This window comes from Natrinema versiforme (assembly GCF_005576615.1).
GTDB classification, from domain to species: domain Archaea; phylum Halobacteriota; class Halobacteria; order Halobacteriales; family Natrialbaceae; genus Natrinema; species Natrinema versiforme_A.
In genome coordinates this window covers 432879-454883 of sequence record NZ_CP040331.1, presented here as the reverse complement: position 1 = coordinate 454883, position 22005 = coordinate 432879, and the positions used below count along the sequence as shown (strand labels likewise).

Sequence of the window (22005 nt, the reverse complement as noted above, 5' to 3'; positions counted from 1 at the left end):
TTCTTAGTGGTCATATTCGGGTTCGGTTGTGCGCTGTTCGGGAGCTGACGCTCCGCCATCGGTCTGGATCGGTGCCTCTTCGCTGTCCGTCTCTGTCTCAAGAGCCTGTTCGACGACTGCATCAAGGACTTCTGTCTTAGTGAGATCCTCCTCGAGAAGCTTGCTCGCCGTCTCAGCAGTGATGTCGAGGCGGGTCGCAAGCGCGTTTTGCTGTGCCTCGGTCTCAACGAATTCCTCGAACGCGAGCAGTTCCGCTGACTCGTCGTTCATCGCCTGCTGGATGAAGGCCTGATCCGCTGGCTCGTAGTCGATAACCCGCTTCTCAAACTCATCTGCGACCACGTGCAAGGGATAGGTGCCGTGTTCCTCAACGCGAACGAGTGCCTGACTGTAGCCGAGGTCCGCTTTCCCGGCGTCGGCACCTCTGACGTACTGGCGCTGTTCTTTCGTCAGCCCGATTTTGTCGGCCGTCCGGTCGTCCAATTCGGGGAGTTTGTGGAAGACTTTGATCGGACACATCCCAATGATCTTCTCGGCCTGCTTGGTCTCGTAGAACTCCTGGGCCGTCTGAGAGAGTAAGACCATCCGGAGGCCGGCATGGCGCTGGTGACGGAACGCCGTCTCGAGGAAGTCGAGATTGGCCTGATCCTCGAAGAGGTAGTGTGCCTCGTCGATCGCGAGTTCGACGTTCCGTTGGGTGTTCTTTGCTTGCTGGTAGATCGTCGACAGCAGCAGTTGCATCAGGAACGTCTGCCGATCGATCCCCGAGGCACTCCCCTCGATCTGGCCGAGATCAATATAGACGACTTTGTTGTCACCCTCGAGAATATCGATCTCCGAGCGATGAGAGAGGTTTTCGTAGGAGCCTCCCTCGCGGAAGGGTTGGAAGGCAATCGCGAGTTCGTCGGCATACTGTGCAGCACGTTCGCGAGCGGATTCGGATGCAGCGATGTTGTGCTCGTCCGGATTCTCGGCGATATCACAGAGGATCCGGTGGACATCCTGCATCGTCGGCGAGTTCTCCGACGTGTGCGTCGAGACGTCGTCCTCAACGATACCAGCCTGTCGATAGGCTTCGTCGATCACATACGAGAGGACACCTGTCTCAGCCCCGAGTTCGATATCACGAGCGTTGAGGAAGTTCTCGAGAACGGCGTAGACCTCGTCTTTCTTCGCCGAAAGGGGAGAGACCCCATCGCTGGACTCGAGGACGTGCTGGGGCGTCTGACGGATCTCGAGCGGGTTCAATTTCGTATCGCCCCCGACGGAGATCGTCTTCGCGTTCAGGGCATCTGCAATGCCACGGAAGCCGCCGACTGGATCGACAAGGACGAGCATCGTGTCGGTGCGCCGCTTCATCATCCGAAGGTGGCGCATGATCCCACCGAACGTTTTCCCGGCACCTGGCATTCCGACGACAAGTTCGCTGTGGCCCGTCTCGAGGTTCCACGGGTTGATTCGGATTGGAGAGCCGTTGTGGCCGTGATAGCCGTATTCGATCCCGTCGTCCATCATCTGGTAGTTCGATGAGAACGGAAACATCGCCCCGATCGCCTGATTGGTCAGCGTCGACATCCGATCGCGACCGAGTTCGTTCCGACCAAGCGGTGAGGTCGTTGCGAGTCCTCGCTCCTGCCATCGACTCGCGACTTTCAGCGTACAGTTTGCTGGTGCGTCCTTGATGATCGAGCGCAATCGAGTCGTCTGATTCTCGAGTTCTTGCTGACTCTCGGCAGCGAGGCGAATGAACACACCACCCCGATAGAACGACGCTTTGTTCGCTCGGACGAGCGACCGCATGTACTTCGCCTGATCGATATCGTCTTGCAGATCTTCGGCTTTGAGACTGTTCGAGTCGTGCTGGTTGATCTTCAAGTCCGAAATCCAGTCGGCCATCATGTCCTGGGCCGATTGGCTATCGAACGGATCGAGATGGATGCTGAGATCCGTCTGCAGCTCTGTCTCGAGTAAGAGTCGCTCGAGAAGTCCATCGGATGGCTCTTCGGGGAACTGTTCGATCCAGAAGGTGCGAACGAACGTCTCGTCGTTGATCACGGCGTAGGTCGTCTCCCAATCGATCGACGACGGGGCAACCACTGACTGGTACATCGTCGACGTGTCCGGCAGACGATCCGCGTTGGAAATCGACGGTTCGTTAGCAGTGTCTTCTTCATCGAGATCCTCAAGGGAGTACTCCCAGTCCGCAGCTTCGTCACTACTGTCGTCCATCGAATCAAGGACATCCTCTGGATCTGGCGTCGCTGGCACACCATCGCTGATGCCGTGAGAGACGACTGGGAACGTCCCAATCGCGCTCGTCATATCAGCATAGTCTTGCGATTGGCACGTCCAGTACTCCTTCGTGACTCGAGCGAGGTCATACGCGTCGACGGGGCTAATCGAACACCGGTATAACGACGACCCACCTCGGCGGAGTTGCGCGAGGCGCGATTCGAGTTTCTCTTCTTTGAGTTGGTCGCGCTTGGACTCACTCAATTCGTCAGACTGAAAGCGACCGAAGAGTCGCCCGAGAACTGGTACATCTGCGAGATAGGCCAGTACACTATCACCGGTTTCATCGAACTGTTCGATGTCGCTGTCGGTCACCGCAGTGATGAGATAGTACTCTCGGATTGTCGTTGTTTCAGAGTCGATATCCCCATTTTCATTCGTGTTGGCAGCAACGTACTCCTCGAGGAGGCGTTTCAGGACTGGCCGCGAACGAACGTCAGTATCGCCAAGTCGATTTTGGTGTTCGCGAACGACGTCGTCTTCGTCGATTTCGCGGCTGGTGATGTAGATCTTCACGGGGAAGTCGACAGTCGAATTGACGAACTCTGAAAGTGACTGCACGGCCTTCGCCCAAGCCTCGTCGTCCTCGAGGGCCATATTCGCCGGTTCGACTTTCATCGCCCCGACGAGTGCGTCATCGGTGCGTTCGATGGCGTGTGGATACACCCGATTGAGACGGGTCAGATAGCGAACTTCGCTATTGTCCTCGCCACCGTGCGTGTACTCCTTGTTTTTGATCGCCCAGCCGAATCGAGCGACGAGCCACTCGGTGAGCCAGAGGTAGTCGGGTTTGACCTTATGGAGGAGGAAGAGAAGGATTGTGAGCATGATCCCGAATCCGAGAATCGGGATCGTCAGTGCAGAGGGAACGAATGTTGCTGCGATGACGGTGACGAACGCCACCGTCAGAAACAACATGAGCTCGCCGATCGTGTAGCCCTGGAAGAACGCTGTCGTGCCACCCAGTGATTGATGAATTTTCCGTGCGTTGTACTCGCTATCTGCTGTATTCGAGCTCATCTGAATCACCACCTCGAAACCTTTTCTTTGGTGTTTCTGAGGCCTTGCTTGGCTTTGGTTGACGTTTTTCGTGTGACCTGTTTGGCGTCGTCTTTGGCTTTATCGCGCATCCGGCCCGAATCCGATTTCCGGAGGGTGTTATACTGGCGTGCATGGGCTTTCGTCGAGTTCGCTGATTGACCCAGCTTGTACGCTTTCGAGTTGCTGTTCTCGAGTTTCGTCTGCCCGGTTTTGGTCACCGGACCGTACTTTCCGTTTGCGTAGCCCCGGTGGACGTTTCGGGCGCCACGCACGGCACTCCCAGATGCAGCTTTTGCTTTGCTAGCTCCACCAGCAGCCGATGCCGGATTCGTGGCAGTGACACTCTTCTGAGCGATCGTCCGGACGGCGGGACTACTCCAGTAAACGGTCATAATCATCGTGATGATCGCGGCAGGAATCAGCGTCAGTCCAACAAAGAGGGAAAAGAGACCGTCTGCTGTCGATTCAATGCCACCGACTTCCCAGCCAAACCTGAAAATGATTGCAGGTGGAATTCCGGCAAGCACAATTCCAGGATACATCCCAGCAGCACGACGAGCCATATTTGCAGCCGAATTGAACGGCCAAATTTCCATTGCCCAGAGGACACCCAATAACGGCATCAAGGGTGTCAACACTAAGACTGCAATCCAACGGAGGGCTACGACAAATCCTGCAACTACTAAGAAAAAGTTCGATATAACGACCATCGCGAGGATGGTGAACATCCCTCCAAGTGAGGACTGGATGAGCCCACCAAGCCCTGCAGACATATCGTCTACAGGCGCTATTGTAGTCCCAATAGCATCGATGAACTGGAGTGGGATTGAGACCAAGGGGAACCAAACGAATGTTCCCATGAACACGATTACTAGGCGCCTCAAGAGGCGCTTTCGGCGATATGAACTCATCGAGCCTGCGCGAAGCCCAACGAACGCGAACGCGATCACGACCAGCATGATCGCTAACGGCATAATGTATGCTAAGTAAACATCTTGGTAGAGATCAGTCCATGGTGAATTATCCGGCGCCCCAACGACCATATACCCAGAATCAGATCTTGGTGATGGAACGCCGACAATTGGTTCTAAGAGCGTCCCGTAGATATCGTTCACAAGACCGAGAAGGGCATCAGTGAAGTCCTGAAGAATGCTCTCAATCCCATCCTCAACTTGATCCTGCAGCCATGGCATTCAGTTCTCACCTCCATCAGAGGGTGACCCATCGGGATTACCTTCAACAATAGCAAGCTCACACGACTGCTCACTACCATACTCGATTTGCTGAGTAAACGACGGATCTGGTCCAACTTGGGTGATGGCCGTCACGGTCATCGATTCCGTCCCGTATTCTCCACAATCAAGTGACTGAATCGAATTTTCAGTCCGATAAACTGGACCCTCTGAATAGACAGTTGTTTCTCCAGGTGACAAACGGACTTCGTGATAGTATGATTGGGCGTCCTTCGATTGAAGGCGAGCAACTGGAGCTCCTGCCCACTCGAGTTCGGTCAGTACGGACGGAATCGTTCCCTTGTTTTCGATGACGACAGCAGCATGGGCTTCCCAAGCAGAAGATCTCTTCTCCCAGTCCATATCTGGATTCTCTGCCGCCCACAGCACGTCGGTGATTTTGCACTCCGCATCGAGCGAAATCGTCGTCGAGTCGATTGGATCATCGCTCTCAAGACTCTCGAGGGCAACGAGTTCGTACTTGCCAGTCGGGAGATCGTCTTCATACCTGCCGAGAATCTCGAACGAGGCTTCGGTGTCATCTCCCTCGAGACGGGCTTGGTCGAATAACTCGCCATTCGGATCGACGAGGTTGATGAACGCAGTCGAACTCTCCCCAGTGACTTCGACCTCGAGATTCTGCTCGTTCATCTCGACGGTCGCGAAGACATCGCTATCTTCAGTGCTGAGTCCGGTTCCATCCGCTGTACTGTTGTTCGACGGATTTGTGGAGGAGTCCGACATACAGCCAGCAAGTGCAGCGGTACTCAGTCCGATGCTGGCAAGCACTGATCGGCGGGCGATACAACTCTCGTGAGTTGGATTGTTATCGGTCATGGGTATCTGTGAGTCCAAGGAACGTGCCGCCAGTCAGGTAGTCAAACCCGTAGACGGCCAAGGCAACTGGGAGGAACCAGAGCAGCGTTACGAGTGCTAACTGGACGAGTTGAGCGAACTTCGGATACTTCGGCGGGATCTTCGATCGATCCTCTGCAGTAGCGTACATCGTCTCTGCACGCCACCAATCCTCAGCAACATACGTTCCATCGACTACAAGCGATGGCCGCTCCTCGAGGTGGAGTTGAGCCATGCCACTGGCGTTGACGGGAGCCGATTGGTTGCCGACTTCCACGCGCCCAGTCGTCACTGGCTCTCCAGTTGCGTTTTCCGTCACTGTTGCTTCGACGACCGCTCCCGAGGAATCGGCCTTGAGCACGGTCAGATTGAGATTGGTTTCGCGAACGATGCCGTCGTCCGCGAGCGAGACTGTTTGTGACTGGCCGCGAACAATGCCGTGAACGGTGACCGTGTCGAACGAATCGGCTGTAATCGATTCCGACTGCAGTGCCACGGACGATGAGTTCACGTACTGATCGACAGGAGTAACGTCGATTGCCTCAGCTAGGGGCGGCCCAGCATGTTCACTCCCCCAGGCGTCTTCGATCTCGAGCGGTGGTTCGACCGCATCCGGCACGTTGCTCGAGACATCCGGTTCTGCCTGCATGGGGACCGCATAGAGCTGTGCCGGACGCACTGTAGAATTTGCTCGAGTCGTCCCGGTCTCTGTCCGTGAGACCATCGTGTGCCAGCCGGTGTCACCGGCGGCATAGAAGCGCCAGTTCCCGCGAACTCGTGTGACATCGTCGATCTCAATCGTCGACCAGACGGCACCCGGATGAACGACAGCGCCTGTCTGCTCATCATCGGTTTCGAACGTCGTCTGGGTTCCAGTGGCAGTGTCGAGTCGATTGACAGTGGTGTTGCGCGAGTCGGTTACTGTGAGTTGGTCGGACGGATGGGTGAGTTCTGTCTCCCACGAGCCATCACAGGAGTCCGTACTCTGATTATACTCGTCACACGTCCGCCGTTCGTGGCGGAGTTGAGCAGCGATATCCACCGCAACTGTCAGCGTTGGGTCGCCTGACAGGCCGCTATACTCGAGGGTAGACTGGTGACTAGTGTTGGAATCGAGTTGCTGACCATCGACCCGTAGCTCAACCCCATCGAGTTCAGCTTCCTCGAGGGACCACTTCTCACGTACTGGACCGCTCTCACGATCGTCTGGAACCGCGACTCGATAATCAGCTGTCGCAAGTACCTCGCCTTTCGGTGCGATATATGTGGTCGACTCGGTACCCGACTGGAGGACCGTCGACGGCTGAACAGCGAAGATGCTGGCGTGTGCATCTTTGATGTACCGTTCATCGTCAAGGTCTGCCAACTCCGGATGAACTGACATCGCTGTATCACCAGCATCATACTCACCGAAATCGCCGCTATTCCACTGTTCGACATCCTCGATCGGGTTGTCGAACAAATAGTCCGTCGACCTCGAGAGCCGCTGTGTGAATTCTTCAGACGACGACGCGTTTGCATCGAAATCGTCGCTCGAGAGGTTTTCCTGCTCTATATCTTCTGACCACAGCAACTGAAACCGCGACTCGTTGACGCCGTGATCAGACCCGTCAGTGGGGACCGCTGTACTCGAGTTCGAATCTACTGCGAGAGTTGTGGTGCTCGCAAGGCCACCCAAGAGGGTACTTGTGCCGAGGAGGGCAAGCACGACGAGCATCGAACGAGGTGTGGCCATCTGTGAAGAGGTCAGAATGGCTGCACGCAACTCGAGAACTCGAATCCCATCTGACTTCCAACATTGCCGATGAGTTCGGGCGAGATGAGCGCAAGGACGATAATCCCGAAGCCAATACCCGACATCACCAGTCGCTCTTTGGCAGTGTTCTTTTTCTCGGGATTACCACCCGCACGCATGTACGAGAGCCCCGCTCGACAGACATAGAAGCCCGTCGCAGGGAGTCCAAGCCCAGCAATTGCTCCAAAGACGATGGTGATCCCTGTTTCGACGCCAGTTCCACAGTAGACATCACCGACATCCGACTGGGCAGTCACTGAGCCAGTCATAATGACGAAGAATGCGATCCACATGGCGACCGGAAGCACCTTCGGAAACACTCGGGCGGACAGGGCTCGGAACTGATCCGAGAACGTGGATTGCTCATCAGGACGTTTGGCAGACTGTTCGACGGAATCGGGATCGGGACCATTACTCATATGTGGCAATATCTGTGTGGAGTGCATCAGGCTGTGGCTGATAGGTCTCCTCGTTGGACAGCGATGCAATCAGGCCCTCAAGGTCGTATTTTCTGCCACGACTCACATCGGCAACCAGTACGTCGCAGTCTCGGGGACCGCTATTGCAACCGGTCAATCCTGTAATCAGTGCGTCTCGATCGAATCTGGGGACAATGGTACTGCTACTCCACCTGAGAAACACCGCGTTGGCAGATATGACCGGAATTCGTGTGTGAGCAGTCTTGCGCAACATTATTTCGTGACCTAATGTAAGCACTGAACACTCATTATTGGTGTCACATAATAGTTTCTATTGGAGATTGTTACTGGTTATTTACCATCTACGAGAGTTATCTATCGATACAGTATAAATCCGCTGAAACAGTCCCTCTGCTGGAGGACCGAACACGATTGGGTTAAGCCCTGTTTATAGGGTCCGGACAGGAGTGCCCCCGCTGCGGTGCATTCAATGAGGCTGGTCACGAATTTCGTCGGTGGGCAGCGCTCGAGAATAGTCGGGCCACACTCACGGTATCGTTAATCTGAGAATGTCCCGTCCCTATAGCAGGCGTTAGAAATGATCGCTCGCTTTTGGTACAGAGAGTTGCTCAAGAGAGGTATTGATCGCTGTTGTTAGCTCGCCAAGTGAGTCGAAGAACCGGTTGCTGAGAGCTGTTTGCAACTGTCGCCAGCACTCTTCGACCGGATTGAGTCCCGGTGAATACGCCGGTAACGTGACGAAGGCGGAGTCGTCACGGGCCGTCAGGTTCGTGACGGCCGACACCTGAAAGTACGGCGCTCCATCTAACACAATGATCAAGTCATCTTCAAACTCTTAGCATAATGTGAGAATGAAATGTCTCGCGTGGTCGGCGGTAAGGTACTCTTCGAATCAAGAGAAAAAGCGATCACCGTCCTCAGTAATCGCGCCTAAGAGACACGTCCAGTCGCGTTGGCCGGATAATTCGACAGACGGCCGCGTATCGCGAGAAAACCACGCAGCACGCGGCTCGACTTGGACATATTTCTTGGCTTGATCGATGCAGACTACTGTGGCGTCCATTTCCCGCCGCTTTTTCAAGCTCCTCGCGTAACGTTTCTTGCTCATCAGCCTCAGCTTCGGCGGCTGTACGGCGGGGTTTTTTGATAGCTCAATCCCGCTTCTTCGAGCAACCGCCGACAGCTCGGGATTGAATACTCGACATCGTAGGTCTCATCAAGATATTGCTGGACGAGTGCCGGCGTCCACGCCGGGGCGTCGAACCCAACGTCCGCAGGTGAGTCCTAGACAGTTTCTTTGAATTCTTTCTAATCTTTTTCTGAAACCTTTCGTTTTCTCCTAGATCGATGAGCATCAGTTACGGCCTGCTCAAACGACTCGTCAGTATCGAGTCGCTTGAGCCAGCTGTAGACCGTCCGTCGCTGAGCGTCGTACTATTCAGCTAGCTCAGTCTTCGTGACGCCGTTTTTGTACGCTATTGCCGCTAAGGAGTCGCTGTGACGGCTTCTTCCCCTCCACGTTGTCGAGGGCATCTTGCAATTCCTCGACAGAGATTTCGTCGAGATGATCCACTGCGTTGAGTAACAACTTCTCGGTGGTTCCAATCTGAGCGATGCCACTGTGCTCGGAATCCCCATCTGTCCGGCTTAGCAGGGCTGCGTTGCGGTCCGCACCCGTAGGACCGGTTCGTTCACCGGGACACTGGCGACCTCGTCGCTGGCTGCGTTGCGTGCCCGCGCAGTTTGTGGACAGCGTGTCTGTAGACGGCGACCATCAGCGTGGCCGCCGTCTCTGTTTCGGTCTAACTTTCGCTGTCGGCTTCGGATGCCGGCTCAGCGTCACTCTCGGTTGACGATGAGGGTGGCGTCATCGCTTGCCCCACCTCGACACTGGCTTGGAGTGTCGCACAGCCAGGCATATATCACTTACCGTTCGGATCAGTCGAGATCGCGCACACCGCCGTCGCGATTGTAGCTGTCGCTCGGCGGTGACTGCGTCATGCATCTGCTCACACCACCTCCGTGTCTTCTTCGTCGTCTTCGTCTTCATCTTCGGCCGACTCCTGTCGGTCAGCGCTAGTACCTTCGGTCGCTGGCGCATGTTGCTGTGAATCGGTGGCTGTCCGTTCCGTTGCAGTTCGGAGTTCAGTCGCCACCGAGTGTAACTCGTCTAGCGCAGTTCCCTCGGCGCTCCGCTCACGCTCGTCTAGCTGAGAAGCAGCGTGCGCGCCCGACGGTGATATGTCGTGGTGTGTGCTCGCTTTCTCGTTGGACTCGGTGCCGGCATCTCATTTTCACTCTCACTCTCCTACGCTGCCGTGGGTCGAAGCGTCTCTGCTGGTGGCACCAGTTCGTCGAGTTCCGCCTCGAGGTTGTCTGACTCTGCGTCAGGCTCTGGCTCGGGATCTGTCGCTGTCGACTTCGTCTCTGGTATCGGGGCTATGTTGGCCGCCGACACATCCGCACTCTGCGTCTGGGGATCCGAAGCCGCGTCGGCAGCGGTGTCGCTGCTCTCGTCACCGGGCACGTCTGCATCGGTAGGCTCGTCTGCTGGCGGTTCCGCCGTCATCGCGATCCCTTCGTTCGGTCGTCGAGTCGTGTTGCAAGCGTGCTCGGGTCAGCAAGTTCCAGATCATCGTCACGTCTCGTAATGCGTGCCTGCAGCGCGCGGACGAACTCCTGGTGGCACTCGGTGCGCCAGCTGTCGTCTTTCTCGTCCATCGCGCTCGTCGCGTCCTGCGCCGATTGTACACCCGCTGGATCTCTCGATCTGTGTACAGCGGGTTGAGGGCGAGCAATACATCACTGACCGCTCCACGGAGACGCTCCTCGATATCATGTGCCGGCGGAACGTTGGCCTGCGAAGTCTGCTCTATGCGCTCTCGGTCGGCCCAATGACAATCGAGGAAATCGGCCGCCAGCAACTCGAGACACATCCTGAACTGGGCTGGAATCTCGAGAACCCAGACATTGCACTCCAACGTGTGAACTGGCTGTGAAGCCTCAGGCTTGTTCAGAAAGACGGCGACCAGTATCGACTCACCGAGGAGGGGAGACAGTTCACCGACAATGCCGTGAGTCTTGGGCTGATCCAACTGTATCGACGAATTCTGGCTCAGTGGATCCGATGACTGTAGGCACCTACGAGACAACCGTTGAAGCACGAGCGATCGACCCGGAGTTTCGAGCGACCGCCCTAGCGAGGTTCGACCGGACGTGTCCGATCTCGGGTGTGGACCATCCAGGGCTACTGGACATTGCGCACGTCCTCCCGTGGAGCGACTATCCGGAGTACCGAGCTGACCTGTCCAACGTGCTGTCGCTCAGCAAGACATATCACGCAGCGTTTGACCAAGGGCTGTTCACTATCGATCAGGACTACCGAGTGAGGGTGAACCCTGCCTTCGAGACAGAAAGCGAATTACTGCGACGGACAATCCTTGATTGTGCTATAGTAGAATCTGGAAGTCTTTGTAGTGGCACCCGCCGAAGATTGGCGTGTCTCGTTGTCTCTCGAAGATCGGATGAGAGGTGTGAGTAGATACTTCTGGAGATTACTATAGCGAGCAAGTGTTGCTGTCCGACGGGGCCATTGATCCCAAGTACGTTGCTTAGCATAACGAGACGCTCGGGTGGGTGTGAGTGGAATACGGGCCGAAAGATAGGATCGGCTGGGTTTACGTACTTTGTACTTAATCTACCGACCGGCAGATATGCGCTCGAGGAACCCGCCTCTTACGCTAGAAACACATTTCCGGTTGGCTAGTATTTATTGAGAGCGAGTGACACTGTATAGGAGCAGGGGATTGCCAGACATTTCCCGTTCAGTACCCCTGCTAGTGGCAAGAACTCGGTACGGCCGTCCCCCCGGCCGTTTACCCTTCCTCAAGACATACCATGCTCAAGGAACCCGGTTCTACCCGTCTTTACCCTACTTAGAGAGACGAAAACAGGGTTGTAGAACACGCTATGAGAAGGAATACGGAAGAATCGGGTGAGGGGTGCGTCTACATCAGTCCGGCTTCGCGAAGGTTGGACTTAGCACAGTCCCGGCAGATGGTACGCTTGAGTGGTTCAGGTTGATCCCGTTCTTCTGGCAAGACAGTATCTTCGGTCGGTTCCCCACATTCTCTACACTCCCATTCGACCGTGATACCGCGCCAGTCGAGTTCGGCCATGTGTTGTTTTATCTCCTTGTCGTTCGGCGGTAACTCTCGAGGGATTCATCCCTGGATCGCTTCTGGATCGACTTCGCCCCCTGTTTCGCTCATGTATCTATTTCTAGATTATCTGAATAGCTGATTAGTCAGTACCTATCTCACTATCGGCTTTATCTATCGGAATTGACCTCTCCTACCCCTGCCCCATCTAGCATTTTCGCTTGGTCGTGACAGCGGCTACAAGCGTGTAGAACGCCGCTGTTGTCGCTAAACACGCGGTGATAGGCTTTCGTAACGTGACTCTCGCAGTTATCGCAGTGTGCCATTGGTATCAGTCGAATCGGCAGCCGTCACGATGAGTGGTGAACTCCTTACGCCCGGTAAGGATCTCCGGCCACAGTCGTTGCAACGAACGTAGGTGCAGCCCGTGAGGTTCCCGTACTTGTCGTGCCCAGGGAACGGACCTTCCCATTTCTCGCCCGTCTCAATAGTTTCACAGTCGCCAGCGGCTTCTTTGACGGTAATCTGTGCAGCGTTACTCTCATTAGTTCGGAGTTCGTTCGTTGACATGGGTTATTATCTGGCATGAGATAACCCGCTCGAGTGTTCCATCACTCGGGCATTCTACCGGGGACCGAACGCCCCGAGGAGCCGGTTCGTCTCTACCAGTTGGTCACTCCCAAGAGGTGATGAATCTTCCTCAATTGGTTCACCAAATGCGTATCACCAACAGGGATTTACCAATAGGTAGCATTGGCACGGATATGAGCGACAGAGAACGAACGGACTCCGGCCAATTCGTGGAAACAGTGACGCTCGAGGACATGTTAGACGTATTCGACAATGTACGCGGTCCCGTGATTACCTCGAGTGACGTATCGGATTCTCTCGAGTGTACGACCGAAGCCGCCCGGCAGAAACTAACGCGGTTGTACGATCAAGGGAGAGTGGAAAAGCGAAAGACGGGGCGAACAGTCGTGTATTGGCGCACGGATAACGAGAGTCCACAGAGCGGCCACAGTACACCCGGGATCAATCTGAATCTATGAACCATGGTTCTCCCCGAACCAATCGAAGAACCTTGAGAGAACGAACCAGCGGGACGAGAGACGGACGCTCTTGATGAACTCAAGTTCCCTACCGATACGGATCAATCCGAGTGCAAAGCGACAATCCGCGCTGCTCGAGACTACCTGAAAGAGAACGGCCCGTCTACCAAGAGTCAGATTGTATCTGAGATTATGCCACTATATCCCCTTGGCTACGACGTCGACGGAGCACTCGGGCAGATTGAAGCTGGGGACAGATACTGGGGCACTTGGTGGCGACGTATAGTTAAACCCGGACTCGAGGCACTATAGTAGACATTAGAAGTAATTACTCGCACTTGGAACTGAGAGTTGGTCAAGGGCGTTGTCGATCGCTGTTGTAAGTTCAGCAAGTGAGTCAAAAAATCGGTTGCTGAGAGCCGTTTGTAGTTGTCTCCAACACTCTTCAACCGGATTTAGTTCGGGAGAGTACGCCGACGGTACTTTGGACTCGATACGAGCGGCTCGGCATTCTACCTCGCTGCGTGGCGGGGCGACGAACCAGAGGAATTTTCGATCGACTCGAGCGGATCAGTTCGACAGTTGCGGAGATTATCGACATCGTCGACGAAGTGATCCCAGATGAGTGATCAGGGACACCTCTTCGAAATCGTCGATACGCTCGAAATGGTGGGCCTTGATCGTGGCGAGTACCAACTCCACCAGGTACTCGATATCGAGGCACTCGAGCAACTCGTGAACTCGGCCGATCCACATACAGGGCTTGAGATCAGGTTCTCAGTTGGTGAGTTTCGGCTCCGCGTGACGCAGTCCAATGTGCAGGTTCTTCGTTCAGAGTAAGAAGACAATTGAGTGCCTCTTCCTCATTGGAACGGGCCGTTAGCGATCAGTGGCAGGAGATTCGCAGTCACTATAGATGCGTATCGATCAGCGTCGGATAGCGGAATAGCCACCACTTCTATATGTTCACTTCGTCTCGTTCACTCTATCGACGATGACTGATCAGGGCAGTACAGAGGAAGTTTCCATCCGCTGTACCGAATGCGGAGCCGTCTATCCTGCGTTTCGGCTTCCTGATGGGACATTGACGCGGGCCAGCAACAGGCCATCTTGCCGGTGCGGAAGCAATTCATTTGTTGAATTGCAAAGTGTGGGCTGAGTGGTCTGCTACCCGTATTTCTCATTAAGGCCAGATTCTATATTCTCGGATTTCCATACCCAATTATGGGCCATCGGCTTCAGTTCTCAGTTGTACGCTTGACTAGGGAGAATTGTTTTTTACTGCCGAAACCGTTATCTGTTTAGGCACTATCGGATTTGAATGGGCAATATGGAACGTCAGACATCAACCAGCTTCCGAAGTGAGCAATCACATCTCGAATTGTGTACTCATACGTCAGTCTCTGGTGTCGTCACATGGAGTTCCCCATCAACCGCATAGAAGTACCCTCGCTCAAGCACCGGGTGAGTGCGTGGTTTACATCCTCGGACTCAAGGGATAGAGTCTCAGCAGTGAGAAGGACTGTGAGCGCTTGCTCTCGAGGGATCGACTGGACATCTTCATCACCAACTGGATTGAAACAAGACATATAGAGGACATCGTACACGTCCACGATCCACTCCGGCAGCGGCGGCCGCGGATCTGTAAGATCATTCATCGCGCTTTCAGTATCATAGTCGTCGGCATTGAATGGCTTAAAAATATCCCCGCACCAACTGGGAGAGCTACCGCTGTGAGACACCTAGCAAATGTGAGACAGAGTCGAGAAGACCGTACATGGGAGTGTCATAGAACAATTCGAATGACGTTCCTTTCGATCTATTTGAGCTGAACTATCCGTTCACTATACGTGCGTACTGACCGTTAGAGATCTATCAAGTTCAGTTGGCCCGGTTTGTACGAACCAAACGGTTATGTGCGAACATCACGTTAGTCGGATTATGAGCCAAGGACGCGATGACGCGGGCCGATTTGAGGAGTCTGTTACTGAACAAGATATCCTCAAAGTATTCGACTACGAGGATGATCCAGTCCTCACAGCGCCAGAAGTTGCTGACGGCCTTCGGCGGTTTGGGAAGCAAATTACCCCAGAAGGGGTCCGAAACCGGCTCGGAGAAATGGACGAGAAAGGGCTCGTAAGCCGCAAAAAGCTCGGTGCGAGAGCTGTGGGATGGTGGGCAGAGGTTGCCCCCGAATTAGATTCTACCACTGCCAACACTATTGACTCGAGAAAGGAGTCTGACGAGTGGGAGGAATTGTAGCGATATATGGCAACAGTGTTGTTGCATCCTGATGTAGAGAAGGAACTGCAATCTCTCCCAAATGATATTGAGGATCGAATTCGATCGAAATTGACTGAGGCCGGGGAGAATCCAGACCGTCATCTCAAACCGCTCAAAGGACGAGATGAATACTCGCTCCGCATTGGGAAACGGCGAGCAATTATCGATTGGGTCAGCGAACAGAACGAACTTCGCGTACTGGAACTCGATACTCGAGACACAGTATATCAGTAGTACAGCCAATTGGAACCTCGATGCGATCACTACATATGCGTACTGAATGGATGCATCCATCGGGGCTTGATTGTGGAGAAAGTGGCACTGTCTAGTTCTGCACCTCCTCGACCGGCGTCTTTCCATCGAGAGCTTGGTGCGGTCTCTGACAGTTGTAGTAGTGCATAAACTGTTCAAGCCACTCGCGGACGCTCGACCGACTGCCCACCCACGAGTTATGGAAGCGGTCGATCCGCATTTTGAGGGTATGAAACCACTTTTCGATCAGGTTTCGGTCGGTATAGTTGATCTGACCGCTCAGTCCTAATCGGGAGAGCGCAGTCCGATAGCCGAACTGATCGACGAGAAACTCAGCCTCTGAGAGATCGTGTTTCTCGGTGAGTCTATGCAGAAACGCAACCGCTGGATCAGTGCCGTGCCGACCAAACAGCGCGACATCGAGAATTAACTTTGTCTCGATGTCTATTGCAGAATACAACCAAGACCATTCACCGTTGATTTTGACAGCGGTCTCGTCAACCGCGACCCTTGACGGCTTCGCCGTCGGCGGGTCGCAACCGCTATCAGCCAACCGATGTACCCAATTCCAGACCGCTCCATGCGAGCGTTCAACGCCTAATTCAGCGAGAATCGTTGTTGTCTCCCGAAGAGAACAACCGGTCTGATGGAGGCGGACGGCGAACGCCCTGACGGGCGTCGCCGTCCGCTCGTTCTCCCAAGATTCTTCTAAATCCGCCTCATATCTCTCGCTGAGCAGGTCTGCGCGCATCTTGCCCAAGAAACTCAACAACCTGCTCACTTCTCAAACTGGCACAACTATAGTAGACGTTAGAAATAATTGCTCACTTTTGGAACGGAGAGTTGGTCAAGTGCGGTATCGATCGCCGTTGTTAACTCGCTAACAGAGTCGAAGAACCGATTGCTGAGAGCCCTTTGTAACTGTCTCCAGCACTCTTCGACCGGATTTAGTTCCGGCGAATACGCCGGTAGCGTGACGAAGGCGAGGTCGTCACGGGCCGCCAGGTCCGTGACGGCCGACGCCTGAAAGTACGGTGCTCCATCTAACACAACGATCAAGCCATCTTCAAACTCTTGGCATAATGTGAGAATGAAATGTTTTGCGTGCTCGGCGGTAACGTACTCTTCGAATCGAGAGAAAAAATGATCACCGCCCTCGGTGATCGCGCCCAACAGACACGTCCAGTCGCGTTGGCCGGATAATTCGACAGACGGCCGCGTGCCGCGGGGAAACCACGCGGCACGCGGTTCGACTTGAACAGATTTCTTGGTTTGATCGATACAGACTACTGTGGCGTCCAGCTCCCGCCGCTTTTTTGAACTCTTCGCGGAACGTTTCTTGCTCGTCGGCATCGGATTCGGCGGCTGTCCGGCGTGGTTTTTGATAGCTCAATCCCGCTTCTTTGAGCAACCGCCGGCAGCTCGGGATTGAGTACTCGACATCGTAGGTCTCGTCGAGATACTGCTGGACGAGCGCCGGCGTCCACGCCGGCGCGTCGAACCCAACTTCTTCGGGAGATTCATGAACAGTTTGGTCAAACTCTTCTTGATATGTTTCTGATATCTTTCGTTTTCTCCCGGATCGATGAGCATCAGGGACGGCTTGCTCAAGCGGTTCGTCCGTATCGAGGCGCATGAGCTAGCTGTAGATCGTTCTTCGACCAGTGTCGTGCCACTCTGCAAGTTCGGTCTGTGTCACGCCATTCTTGTACGCAATCGCCGCTAACAACCGTTGTGTCGGCCTGTTTCCCTCAACCTTGTCAAGGGCGTCTTGGAGTTCTTCGACGGATATCTCGTCGAGATGGTCCATTGGATACAATAACGATATACGGGCGGAAAATTCTAACGGTTACTATAGCTCGAACAAGAGCGCATCTGTTCGAGTTCACTAACAAGCACCGATCAGGTTCGAAAATACGTTGGACTGCCAAAACGAGTCTGTCGCGAAAGGTAGCTTAAAAATAATACAATGGAATTGAAACCAAATTAGGGGGAGTTGATTAGCGAAAATCCTTATTTCCATCTAATTAAAATGGATTAGGTTGATTAAGCGGTCAACTCTGAATATGGTCGCAACTATTAGTATCTTCGCTCTGTTAAACCGTGTATGGTTTCCGATTCGTCAAAAGGGGGCGGGGTCAAATCAGACGAGACTCTATGCGCTCTACTAGAGGAAATACGCGAATCTGACGGCATTAGACTGACCGAACTAGCCAACAATATGAGTTTGGCAAAGAGTTCAGTGCATAATCATTTATCGACGATGCGATCCCATGGGTTCGTCGTGAAACGAAACGGTGAATATCATCTTGGATTGGAGTTTTTCAAATATGGTCAGTACACCCGGAATGCACAAGAGATCTATTCGGCAGCCTTTCCAGTGCTCGATGATATAGCAGCAGAGACAGGCGAAACAACGTGGCTAATGACTCACGAGAACGGTCGACTAATGTACTTAGATGGGCGGGATCCCAACAATGAGATTAATATTAACATACTTATCGGGTCATGGGAACATATGCACGCCAATTCGGGGGGCAAAGTGATACTTGCACATCTTCCAAAAGGAGAAGTAGACGAGATCATTGAACACCATGGCCTTCCGAAAATGACTGACAAGACAATTACTGACCGTAAAACCCTCAAAAAAGAACTCAAACAAATTCGCGAGCAGGGGTACGCTTTGAATCTTGGTGAAGGCCTCCGTGAGATGCACGCAGTGGCAGTCCCTCTCATCTCCCAAGATACTGTTGAAGGGGCACTCGCAGTGGCAGGACCAACTTATCGAGTAAGTCGAGAGCGATGCGAAGGAGAGTTATTTGAGCGATTACGGGCTGCCGCGGACGATATTGGACTCAGTCTCATTTATTGATAAATCTAATTGAGAAACCATTTGCACTTAGGTTGATGCAATTCGACCGAATCCAACTGTCTCCGCATCGGTTGCCGCACGCGCTGCAGTTTCGTTGAGGTCGAATTCCCGGACGACTTCTCCGTTAGCGAGCAGCGGCTCTAGGAGCGACTCACCGTTAGACGGCGACTCGCGATCGGCGAGTGCTACGGAGTGGCCGCCGTCGGATGTCCGATAGATGTCTTTGACTCCCGGAAGTTTGCCCCGCTTTGAGATCGGTTCACCATTGATCTCGACGATATCCAGCGAGAAGTCAATTGGATCGACGTTACTAATGTAACTGCCGACGCCAAATCCGTCCGCAACATCTCGCAACTGCTCGAGATCTGTCGGCGAGAGTCCACCGCTGACGAAAATATCGATGTCATCGTAGCCAGCCGCCTCGAGGGCCCAGCGGACTTCGCGAACGATGTGTTCGAAATCGCCGCGCCGGGAGTGAGTCGTATCGAGGCGAATGCCGTCTAGATCTTCCCCGAAAGCCTTGGCCGCCTCCAGCACCTCCTCAACCTCGTCGCTGAAGGTATCGCAGAGCGCGATTCGGGGCACATCGGGATCGACGGCGTCGTCGAATGCTTCCCATGCTGCCTGCTGCTCGCCGCGTCCATAGCAAAGTACGAGCGCGTGTGGCATCGTTCCGCTGGCCTCGCGACCAATGATCTCGCCAGCCGTCGTGTTCGAGAAGCCGTCGAGCCCACCAATGAGCGCTCCTCGCTCGACGATTGCCGCGATTGAGGGGTGGACGTGTCTGGCCCCGAAGCTCAGAATTTGTGACTCAGGCGCAGCACGTCGCGTTTCGAGCGCCCTCGTTGCGATTCCGCTCTGGTGACCGAGGAAACCTAAAAGCGACGTTTCGAACTTAGCGAACTCGAGATACGGTCCCTCAATCCGGAGCACGGGACCGCCGTCGAAGAGGTGGCCTTCTCGCAGTGCGTCGACGTTGAGGTTTTGACCCTCAAGGAGATGCGCCGCATCTTTGACGCCGGCCAGTACTTCGAAATTATCCGTCGGAAACTGATCAGCTGTTACCTCAGCGACGACATCGGGGCTCTTCTGCGCGTGTCGTAATGTCTGTTCTGTCTGGTCGAAGTTAGCATCTGTCGCGTCGCCGTTTTGATCGCGTCAATTGGGATGATGTCGAACGTTTCCTTCATACCGGACAACATGGTCGCCTCTGCCGTTACTATTGTGGTTACTATCCTTTTCTAACAAGCATCAGTGGTCACATCATTCGACAATCGCTTGTTCGCTTCGGACTCGTTACGAATCGTTGAGGTAGACACTGATCCGAGTAATTCCCTCGTTGTCAGCATCGAATTCGAAGACGTTGCAGAAGTCCAATTCCACTCGAGTTTCTCCGTTATCTCCCGTTACGGTACCCTCCACAACAGACGCCGTCTCTCCATGGATTACGGTCGTCATTTCGTGGTTCGTGTTCGAGAGTCCTCGTAACTCCGTCATATATGTCTGTAAACCACTGAAACCACTGAGATCACCCGAGAGCGATTCATATATGAATTCGTCAGTGACTACAGGCCGTACGATCTCGAGATCGTCTGAATCCATCGCATCAAAGTATGCATCAATAAGCGTATTTCGATCAACCTTGGACATAGTGTAATACATTCTCGGCACATATATAAAATACCTGGTTCTACATTCATGACTCAGAATTATAATTCTGGAGAGCGCATTGGATTAGATCTACAGATCGTCTGTGAGCGCCCTATCCTCTGCTTGACCTCATCTAACTCTAGTCAGGACATCAATCGTCGCTCATGGTTGATTCATCTTTCTTGATGTCACTGATTGAGTCCCCACCGGAAGTCACGATGCCATCATCAGAGGTATCAACCTCGATTTCACCCTGCTCAATCATCTCCTTCCGCCGTCTCTGATATTCACTGGATTCTAAGATTTCGTGTTCGTGATTGAGTCCCCGATAGATGGCATAACACATGAATAAGAGGACAAGGGCGAAGGGGATACCTGTCGCGATTGACGCTGCCTGCAGCGCCGTTAGCCCACCGCCAATCAACAGCACTGCTGCGATTCCACCCTCGATGAGTGCCCAGAGGATCCGTTGGACCTTCGGTGCGTCGTGTTTCCCGCCAGCGGTCAGTTGATCAATGACGAGTGAACCCGAGTCCGAGGAGGTCACGAAGATGGTCATAACCAATATCGTCGCAAGGATCGACATTACGAGGCCGAGAGGATACTCCGAGAGCATCGCGTACATCACGGCCTCTTGTCCCTGTTCATTGAGTACGGTGAGAAGACCTCCACCGTTCAACTGGGCGTACACCGCCGATCCGCCGAGCGTCGAAAACCAGAAAATTCCGAAGAATGTCGGTACCAGTAGCACGCCACCGACGAATTCTCGGATAGTCCGCCCCTTCGAGATGCGGGCGATGAACATGCCAACGAACGGGGACCACGCGATCCACCATGCCCAGTAAAAGAACGTCCAGTTGCCGAGCCACTCGGTAGCGCCCTCTCCACCGAACGTGCCGGTGAAGAAACTGAGTTCTATCAATGAGTTTGTGTATGTACCTAGAGCCGAACTGAAGCCCCCTAGTAAGTAGAGTGTCGGTCCCGCAATCAGCAAGAAAGCGAGCATAACGACCATAAAGACTGCGTTGATATTACTCAGACGTTTAACCCCCTTTTCTAGTCCTGCAGCAACTGATCCAGCCGCAATAAGGGTAATAACCGCGATCAAGACTACTTGCGTCGATGTCGTCTCCGGAATTGTGATCCCGAAGAGTTGGTCCGAAACGTACACGACCCCAGTGGTGGCCTGTTGGGCCCCGAGACCGAGCGATGTCGCCAGACCGAACAGTGTAGCGAATACTGCAAGTATGTCGATTACGTGGCCCGGCCAGCCGTATATCCGTTTCCCGAGCACCGGCCAGAAGATCGATCGAAAGGTAAGCGGGAGTCCACGGTTATACGCGAAGAAACCCAGACCGAGGCCAACAAGCGCGTAAATTCCCCATGGGGCAAGTCCCCAATGGAAGAAGTTCTGCACTACTGCAGCGTGACCTGCGGCGGACGTTTCGGGTTCAACACCGGCGAAATAGGGCGGAACGGTCTGGAGACCGTACATCGTCTCGGAGACACTGAAGACGATGAGGCCGATCCCCATGCCGGCGCTGAAGAGCATTGCTATCCATGCGAAGTTGCTGAACTCCTTCTCAGCGTTGACACCGCCGATCCGTATCCTACCGTACTTGCTGAGTGCGAAGTATACCACAGCGATAATAGCCGCATTCATGGCCAGAATGAGAAGCCAATCGAACGTGTCCGTCCCTAAGGCCTGAAGTGTGCCGAACGCTTCAACAGCTGTCATTGTCTCTCCGCTGTCGGACCGCAGTCCAACCAGCGCAGCGAGTTGTTGAAATAGCAACGTGACTACGATGAACAGACCAATGACAGTGAGCGAGACGGGAAGCACCACCGGGTGAATATCTAATCGTCCGCCAAACAATTCACGGTTCGCGTCTCCAGGTTCGCGTTTGGAGTCGGGATAAAATAGTTCCTCTTGGAGCGTCTCCGACCGTTTCTCTTCCGTTTTGTTATCATTGGTTTCAGTCATGATGGTCCTCCATTCTGCGCATCTGCGCGTTCGTAATCGGCGTAGTCAGTGTGTCTCGTGGGATCGTTATCGGCACAACTTCTACACTGCGTGGCCAGTT

15 protein-coding genes and 6 pseudogenes are annotated in these 22005 nt (G+C 54.0%); 5 read left to right on the top strand and 16 right to left on the bottom strand.

Annotated elements, in window-relative coordinates:
- Window positions 1-3: 3 nt before the first annotated feature.
- The 8 genes and pseudogenes from FEJ81_RS20830 to FEJ81_RS23495 form a co-directional block, all read right to left on the bottom strand.
- Window positions 4-3312, bottom strand: a complete 3309-nt coding sequence (locus tag FEJ81_RS20830) for a VirB4 family type IV secretion system protein (RefSeq protein WP_138247121.1) — start codon at window positions 3310-3312, stop codon at window positions 4-6.
- 5 nt (window positions 3313-3317) lie between these two features.
- Window positions 3318-4526: a hypothetical protein gene (locus FEJ81_RS20825; protein WP_138247120.1), complete on the bottom strand. Its 1209-nt coding sequence runs from the start codon at window positions 4524-4526 to the stop codon at window positions 3318-3320.
- Window positions 4527-5402 carry a hypothetical protein gene (locus tag FEJ81_RS20820; RefSeq protein WP_229504818.1) on the bottom strand — a complete coding sequence of 292 codons (876 nt, stop codon included), beginning with the start codon at window positions 5400-5402 and terminating at the stop codon, window positions 4527-4529.
- Window positions 5392-7137: a hypothetical protein gene (locus FEJ81_RS20815; RefSeq protein ID WP_175416521.1), complete on the bottom strand. Its 1746-nt coding sequence runs from the start codon at window positions 7135-7137 to the stop codon at window positions 5392-5394. Before FEJ81_RS20815 ends, FEJ81_RS20820 begins: the two co-directional genes overlap by 11 nt.
- A gap of 29 nt (window positions 7138-7166) precedes the next feature.
- Complete coding sequence (locus tag FEJ81_RS20810; RefSeq protein ID WP_394349671.1) at window positions 7167-7634, bottom strand: pilin; 468 nt, start codon at window positions 7632-7634, stop codon at window positions 7167-7169.
- 592 nt (window positions 7635-8226) lie between these two features.
- Window positions 8227-9228 (bottom strand): annotated as a pseudogene (locus FEJ81_RS20805) (IS630 family transposase).
- Between the two features lie 735 nt (window positions 9229-9963).
- On the bottom strand, window positions 9964-10224 hold the full coding sequence (locus tag FEJ81_RS20800; RefSeq protein ID WP_138247119.1) for a hypothetical protein: 261 nt from the start codon (window positions 10222-10224) through the stop codon (window positions 9964-9966).
- The gene (locus tag FEJ81_RS23495; RefSeq protein WP_175416520.1) at window positions 10221-10376 is read right to left on the bottom strand and encodes a hypothetical protein; all 156 of its coding nucleotides are present in this window, start codon (window positions 10374-10376) and stop codon (window positions 10221-10223) included. Before FEJ81_RS23495 ends, FEJ81_RS20800 begins: the two co-directional genes overlap by 4 nt.
- A 406-nt stretch (window positions 10377-10782) precedes the next feature.
- Here FEJ81_RS23495 and FEJ81_RS23940 point away from each other — a divergent pair, with 406 nt between their 5' ends.
- On the top strand, window positions 10783-11196 hold the full coding sequence (locus tag FEJ81_RS23940; protein ID WP_229504817.1) for an HNH endonuclease: 414 nt from the start codon (window positions 10783-10785) through the stop codon (window positions 11194-11196).
- Window positions 11197-11985: 789 nt separating this feature from the next.
- Here the strand turns inward: FEJ81_RS23940 and FEJ81_RS24560 are convergent.
- Window positions 11986-12141: a DUF7563 family protein gene (locus tag FEJ81_RS24560; RefSeq protein WP_463605663.1), complete on the bottom strand. Its 156-nt coding sequence runs from the start codon at window positions 12139-12141 to the stop codon at window positions 11986-11988.
- A 1041-nt stretch (window positions 12142-13182) separates the two neighbouring features.
- A pseudogene (locus FEJ81_RS20780) lies at window positions 13183-13338 on the bottom strand (transposase); the annotation flags it as partial.
- A 3-nt stretch (window positions 13339-13341) separates the two neighbouring features.
- On the opposite strand from FEJ81_RS20780, the pseudogene FEJ81_RS23935 reads away from it, so the two are divergent.
- Together FEJ81_RS23935 and FEJ81_RS20770 are read left to right on the top strand one after the other, a co-directional pair.
- Window positions 13342-13493: pseudogene (locus tag FEJ81_RS23935) on the top strand (DUF955 domain-containing protein); the annotation flags it as partial.
- On the top strand, window positions 13486-13704 hold the full coding sequence (locus FEJ81_RS20770) for a hypothetical protein (protein ID WP_138247117.1): 219 nt from the start codon (window positions 13486-13488) through the stop codon (window positions 13702-13704). The pseudogene FEJ81_RS23935 and the gene FEJ81_RS20770, both read left to right, overlap by 8 nt.
- Window positions 13705-14253: 549 nt before the next feature.
- Here FEJ81_RS20770 and FEJ81_RS20765 read toward each other — a convergent pair.
- Window positions 14254-14522: pseudogene (locus tag FEJ81_RS20765) on the bottom strand (hypothetical protein).
- 283 nt (window positions 14523-14805) lie between these two features.
- Between FEJ81_RS20765 and FEJ81_RS20760 the strand changes: the two are divergent.
- On the top strand, window positions 14806-15126 hold the full coding sequence (locus FEJ81_RS20760; RefSeq protein WP_175416519.1) for a winged-helix domain-containing protein: 321 nt from the start codon (window positions 14806-14808) through the stop codon (window positions 15124-15126).
- 346 nt (window positions 15127-15472) lie between these two features.
- Here FEJ81_RS20760 and FEJ81_RS20755 read toward each other — a convergent pair whose 3' ends face one another.
- Window positions 15473-16150, bottom strand: a complete 678-nt coding sequence (locus FEJ81_RS20755; protein WP_138247115.1) for an IS6 family transposase — start codon at window positions 16148-16150, stop codon at window positions 15473-15475.
- Window positions 16151-16209: 59 nt separating this feature from the next.
- Window positions 16210-17209, bottom strand: a pseudogene (locus FEJ81_RS20750) (IS630 family transposase).
- A 297-nt stretch (window positions 17210-17506) separates the two neighbouring features.
- Between FEJ81_RS20750 and FEJ81_RS20745 the strand changes: the two are divergent.
- Window positions 17507-18271 carry an IclR family transcriptional regulator gene (locus FEJ81_RS20745; protein ID WP_138247114.1) on the top strand — a complete coding sequence of 255 codons (765 nt, stop codon included), beginning with the start codon at window positions 17507-17509 and terminating at the stop codon, window positions 18269-18271.
- A 27-nt stretch (window positions 18272-18298) separates the two neighbouring features.
- Here the strand turns inward: FEJ81_RS20745 and FEJ81_RS20740 are convergent.
- The 3 genes and pseudogenes from FEJ81_RS20740 to FEJ81_RS20730 all read right to left on the bottom strand — a co-directional run bounded on the left by FEJ81_RS20740 (window position 18299) and on the right by FEJ81_RS20730 (window position 21905).
- Window positions 18299-19461: pseudogene (locus FEJ81_RS20740) on the bottom strand (nicotinate phosphoribosyltransferase).
- Between the two features lie 106 nt (window positions 19462-19567).
- Window positions 19568-19921, bottom strand: a complete 354-nt coding sequence (locus FEJ81_RS20735; protein WP_175416518.1) for a nuclear transport factor 2 family protein — start codon at window positions 19919-19921, stop codon at window positions 19568-19570.
- Window positions 19922-20072: 151 nt separating this feature from the next.
- A complete protein-coding gene (locus FEJ81_RS20730; RefSeq protein ID WP_138247112.1) occupies window positions 20073-21905 on the bottom strand; it encodes a BCCT family transporter in 1833 nt (610 codons plus the stop codon).
- Between the last annotated feature and the right edge of the window lie 100 nt (window positions 21906-22005).

Coding starts and splice junctions, on each gene's coding strand:
- FEJ81_RS20760 (WP_175416519.1), top strand. CDS start 14,806: ATGAGCCAAGGACGCGATGACGCGGGCCGATTTGAGGAGTCTGTTACT.
- FEJ81_RS20770 (WP_138247117.1), top strand. CDS start 13,486: ATGAGTGATCAGGGACACCTCTTCGAAATCGTCGATACGCTCGAAATG.
- FEJ81_RS20810 (WP_394349671.1), bottom strand. CDS start 7,634: ATGAGTAATGGTCCCGATCCCGATTCCGTCGAACAGTCTGCCAAACGT.
- FEJ81_RS20730 (WP_138247112.1), bottom strand. CDS start 21,905: ATGACTGAAACCAATGATAACAAAACGGAAGAGAAACGGTCGGAGACG.
- FEJ81_RS23940 (WP_229504817.1), top strand. CDS start 10,783: ATGACTGTAGGCACCTACGAGACAACCGTTGAAGCACGAGCGATCGAC.
- FEJ81_RS20830 (WP_138247121.1), bottom strand. CDS start 3,312: ATGAGCTCGAATACAGCAGATAGCGAGTACAACGCACGGAAAATTCAT.
- FEJ81_RS20800 (WP_138247119.1), bottom strand. CDS start 10,224: ATGACGGCGGAACCGCCAGCAGACGAGCCTACCGATGCAGACGTGCCC.
- FEJ81_RS20745 (WP_138247114.1), top strand. CDS start 17,507: ATGGTTTCCGATTCGTCAAAAGGGGGCGGGGTCAAATCAGACGAGACT.
- FEJ81_RS20815 (WP_175416521.1), bottom strand. CDS start 7,137: ATGCTCGTCGTGCTTGCCCTCCTCGGCACAAGTACCCTCTTGGGTGGC.
- FEJ81_RS20825 (WP_138247120.1), bottom strand. CDS start 4,526: ATGCCATGGCTGCAGGATCAAGTTGAGGATGGGATTGAGAGCATTCTT.
- FEJ81_RS20755 (WP_138247115.1), bottom strand. CDS start 16,150: ATGCGCGCAGACCTGCTCAGCGAGAGATATGAGGCGGATTTAGAAGAA.
- FEJ81_RS24560 (WP_463605663.1), bottom strand. CDS start 12,141: ATGGCACACTGCGATAACTGCGAGAGTCACGTTACGAAAGCCTATCAC.
- FEJ81_RS20820 (WP_229504818.1), bottom strand. CDS start 5,402: ATGACCGATAACAATCCAACTCACGAGAGTTGTATCGCCCGCCGATCA.
- FEJ81_RS23495 (WP_175416520.1), bottom strand. CDS start 10,376: ATGGACGAGAAAGACGACAGCTGGCGCACCGAGTGCCACCAGGAGTTC.
- FEJ81_RS20735 (WP_175416518.1), bottom strand. CDS start 19,921: ATGTCCAAGGTTGATCGAAATACGCTTATTGATGCATACTTTGATGCG.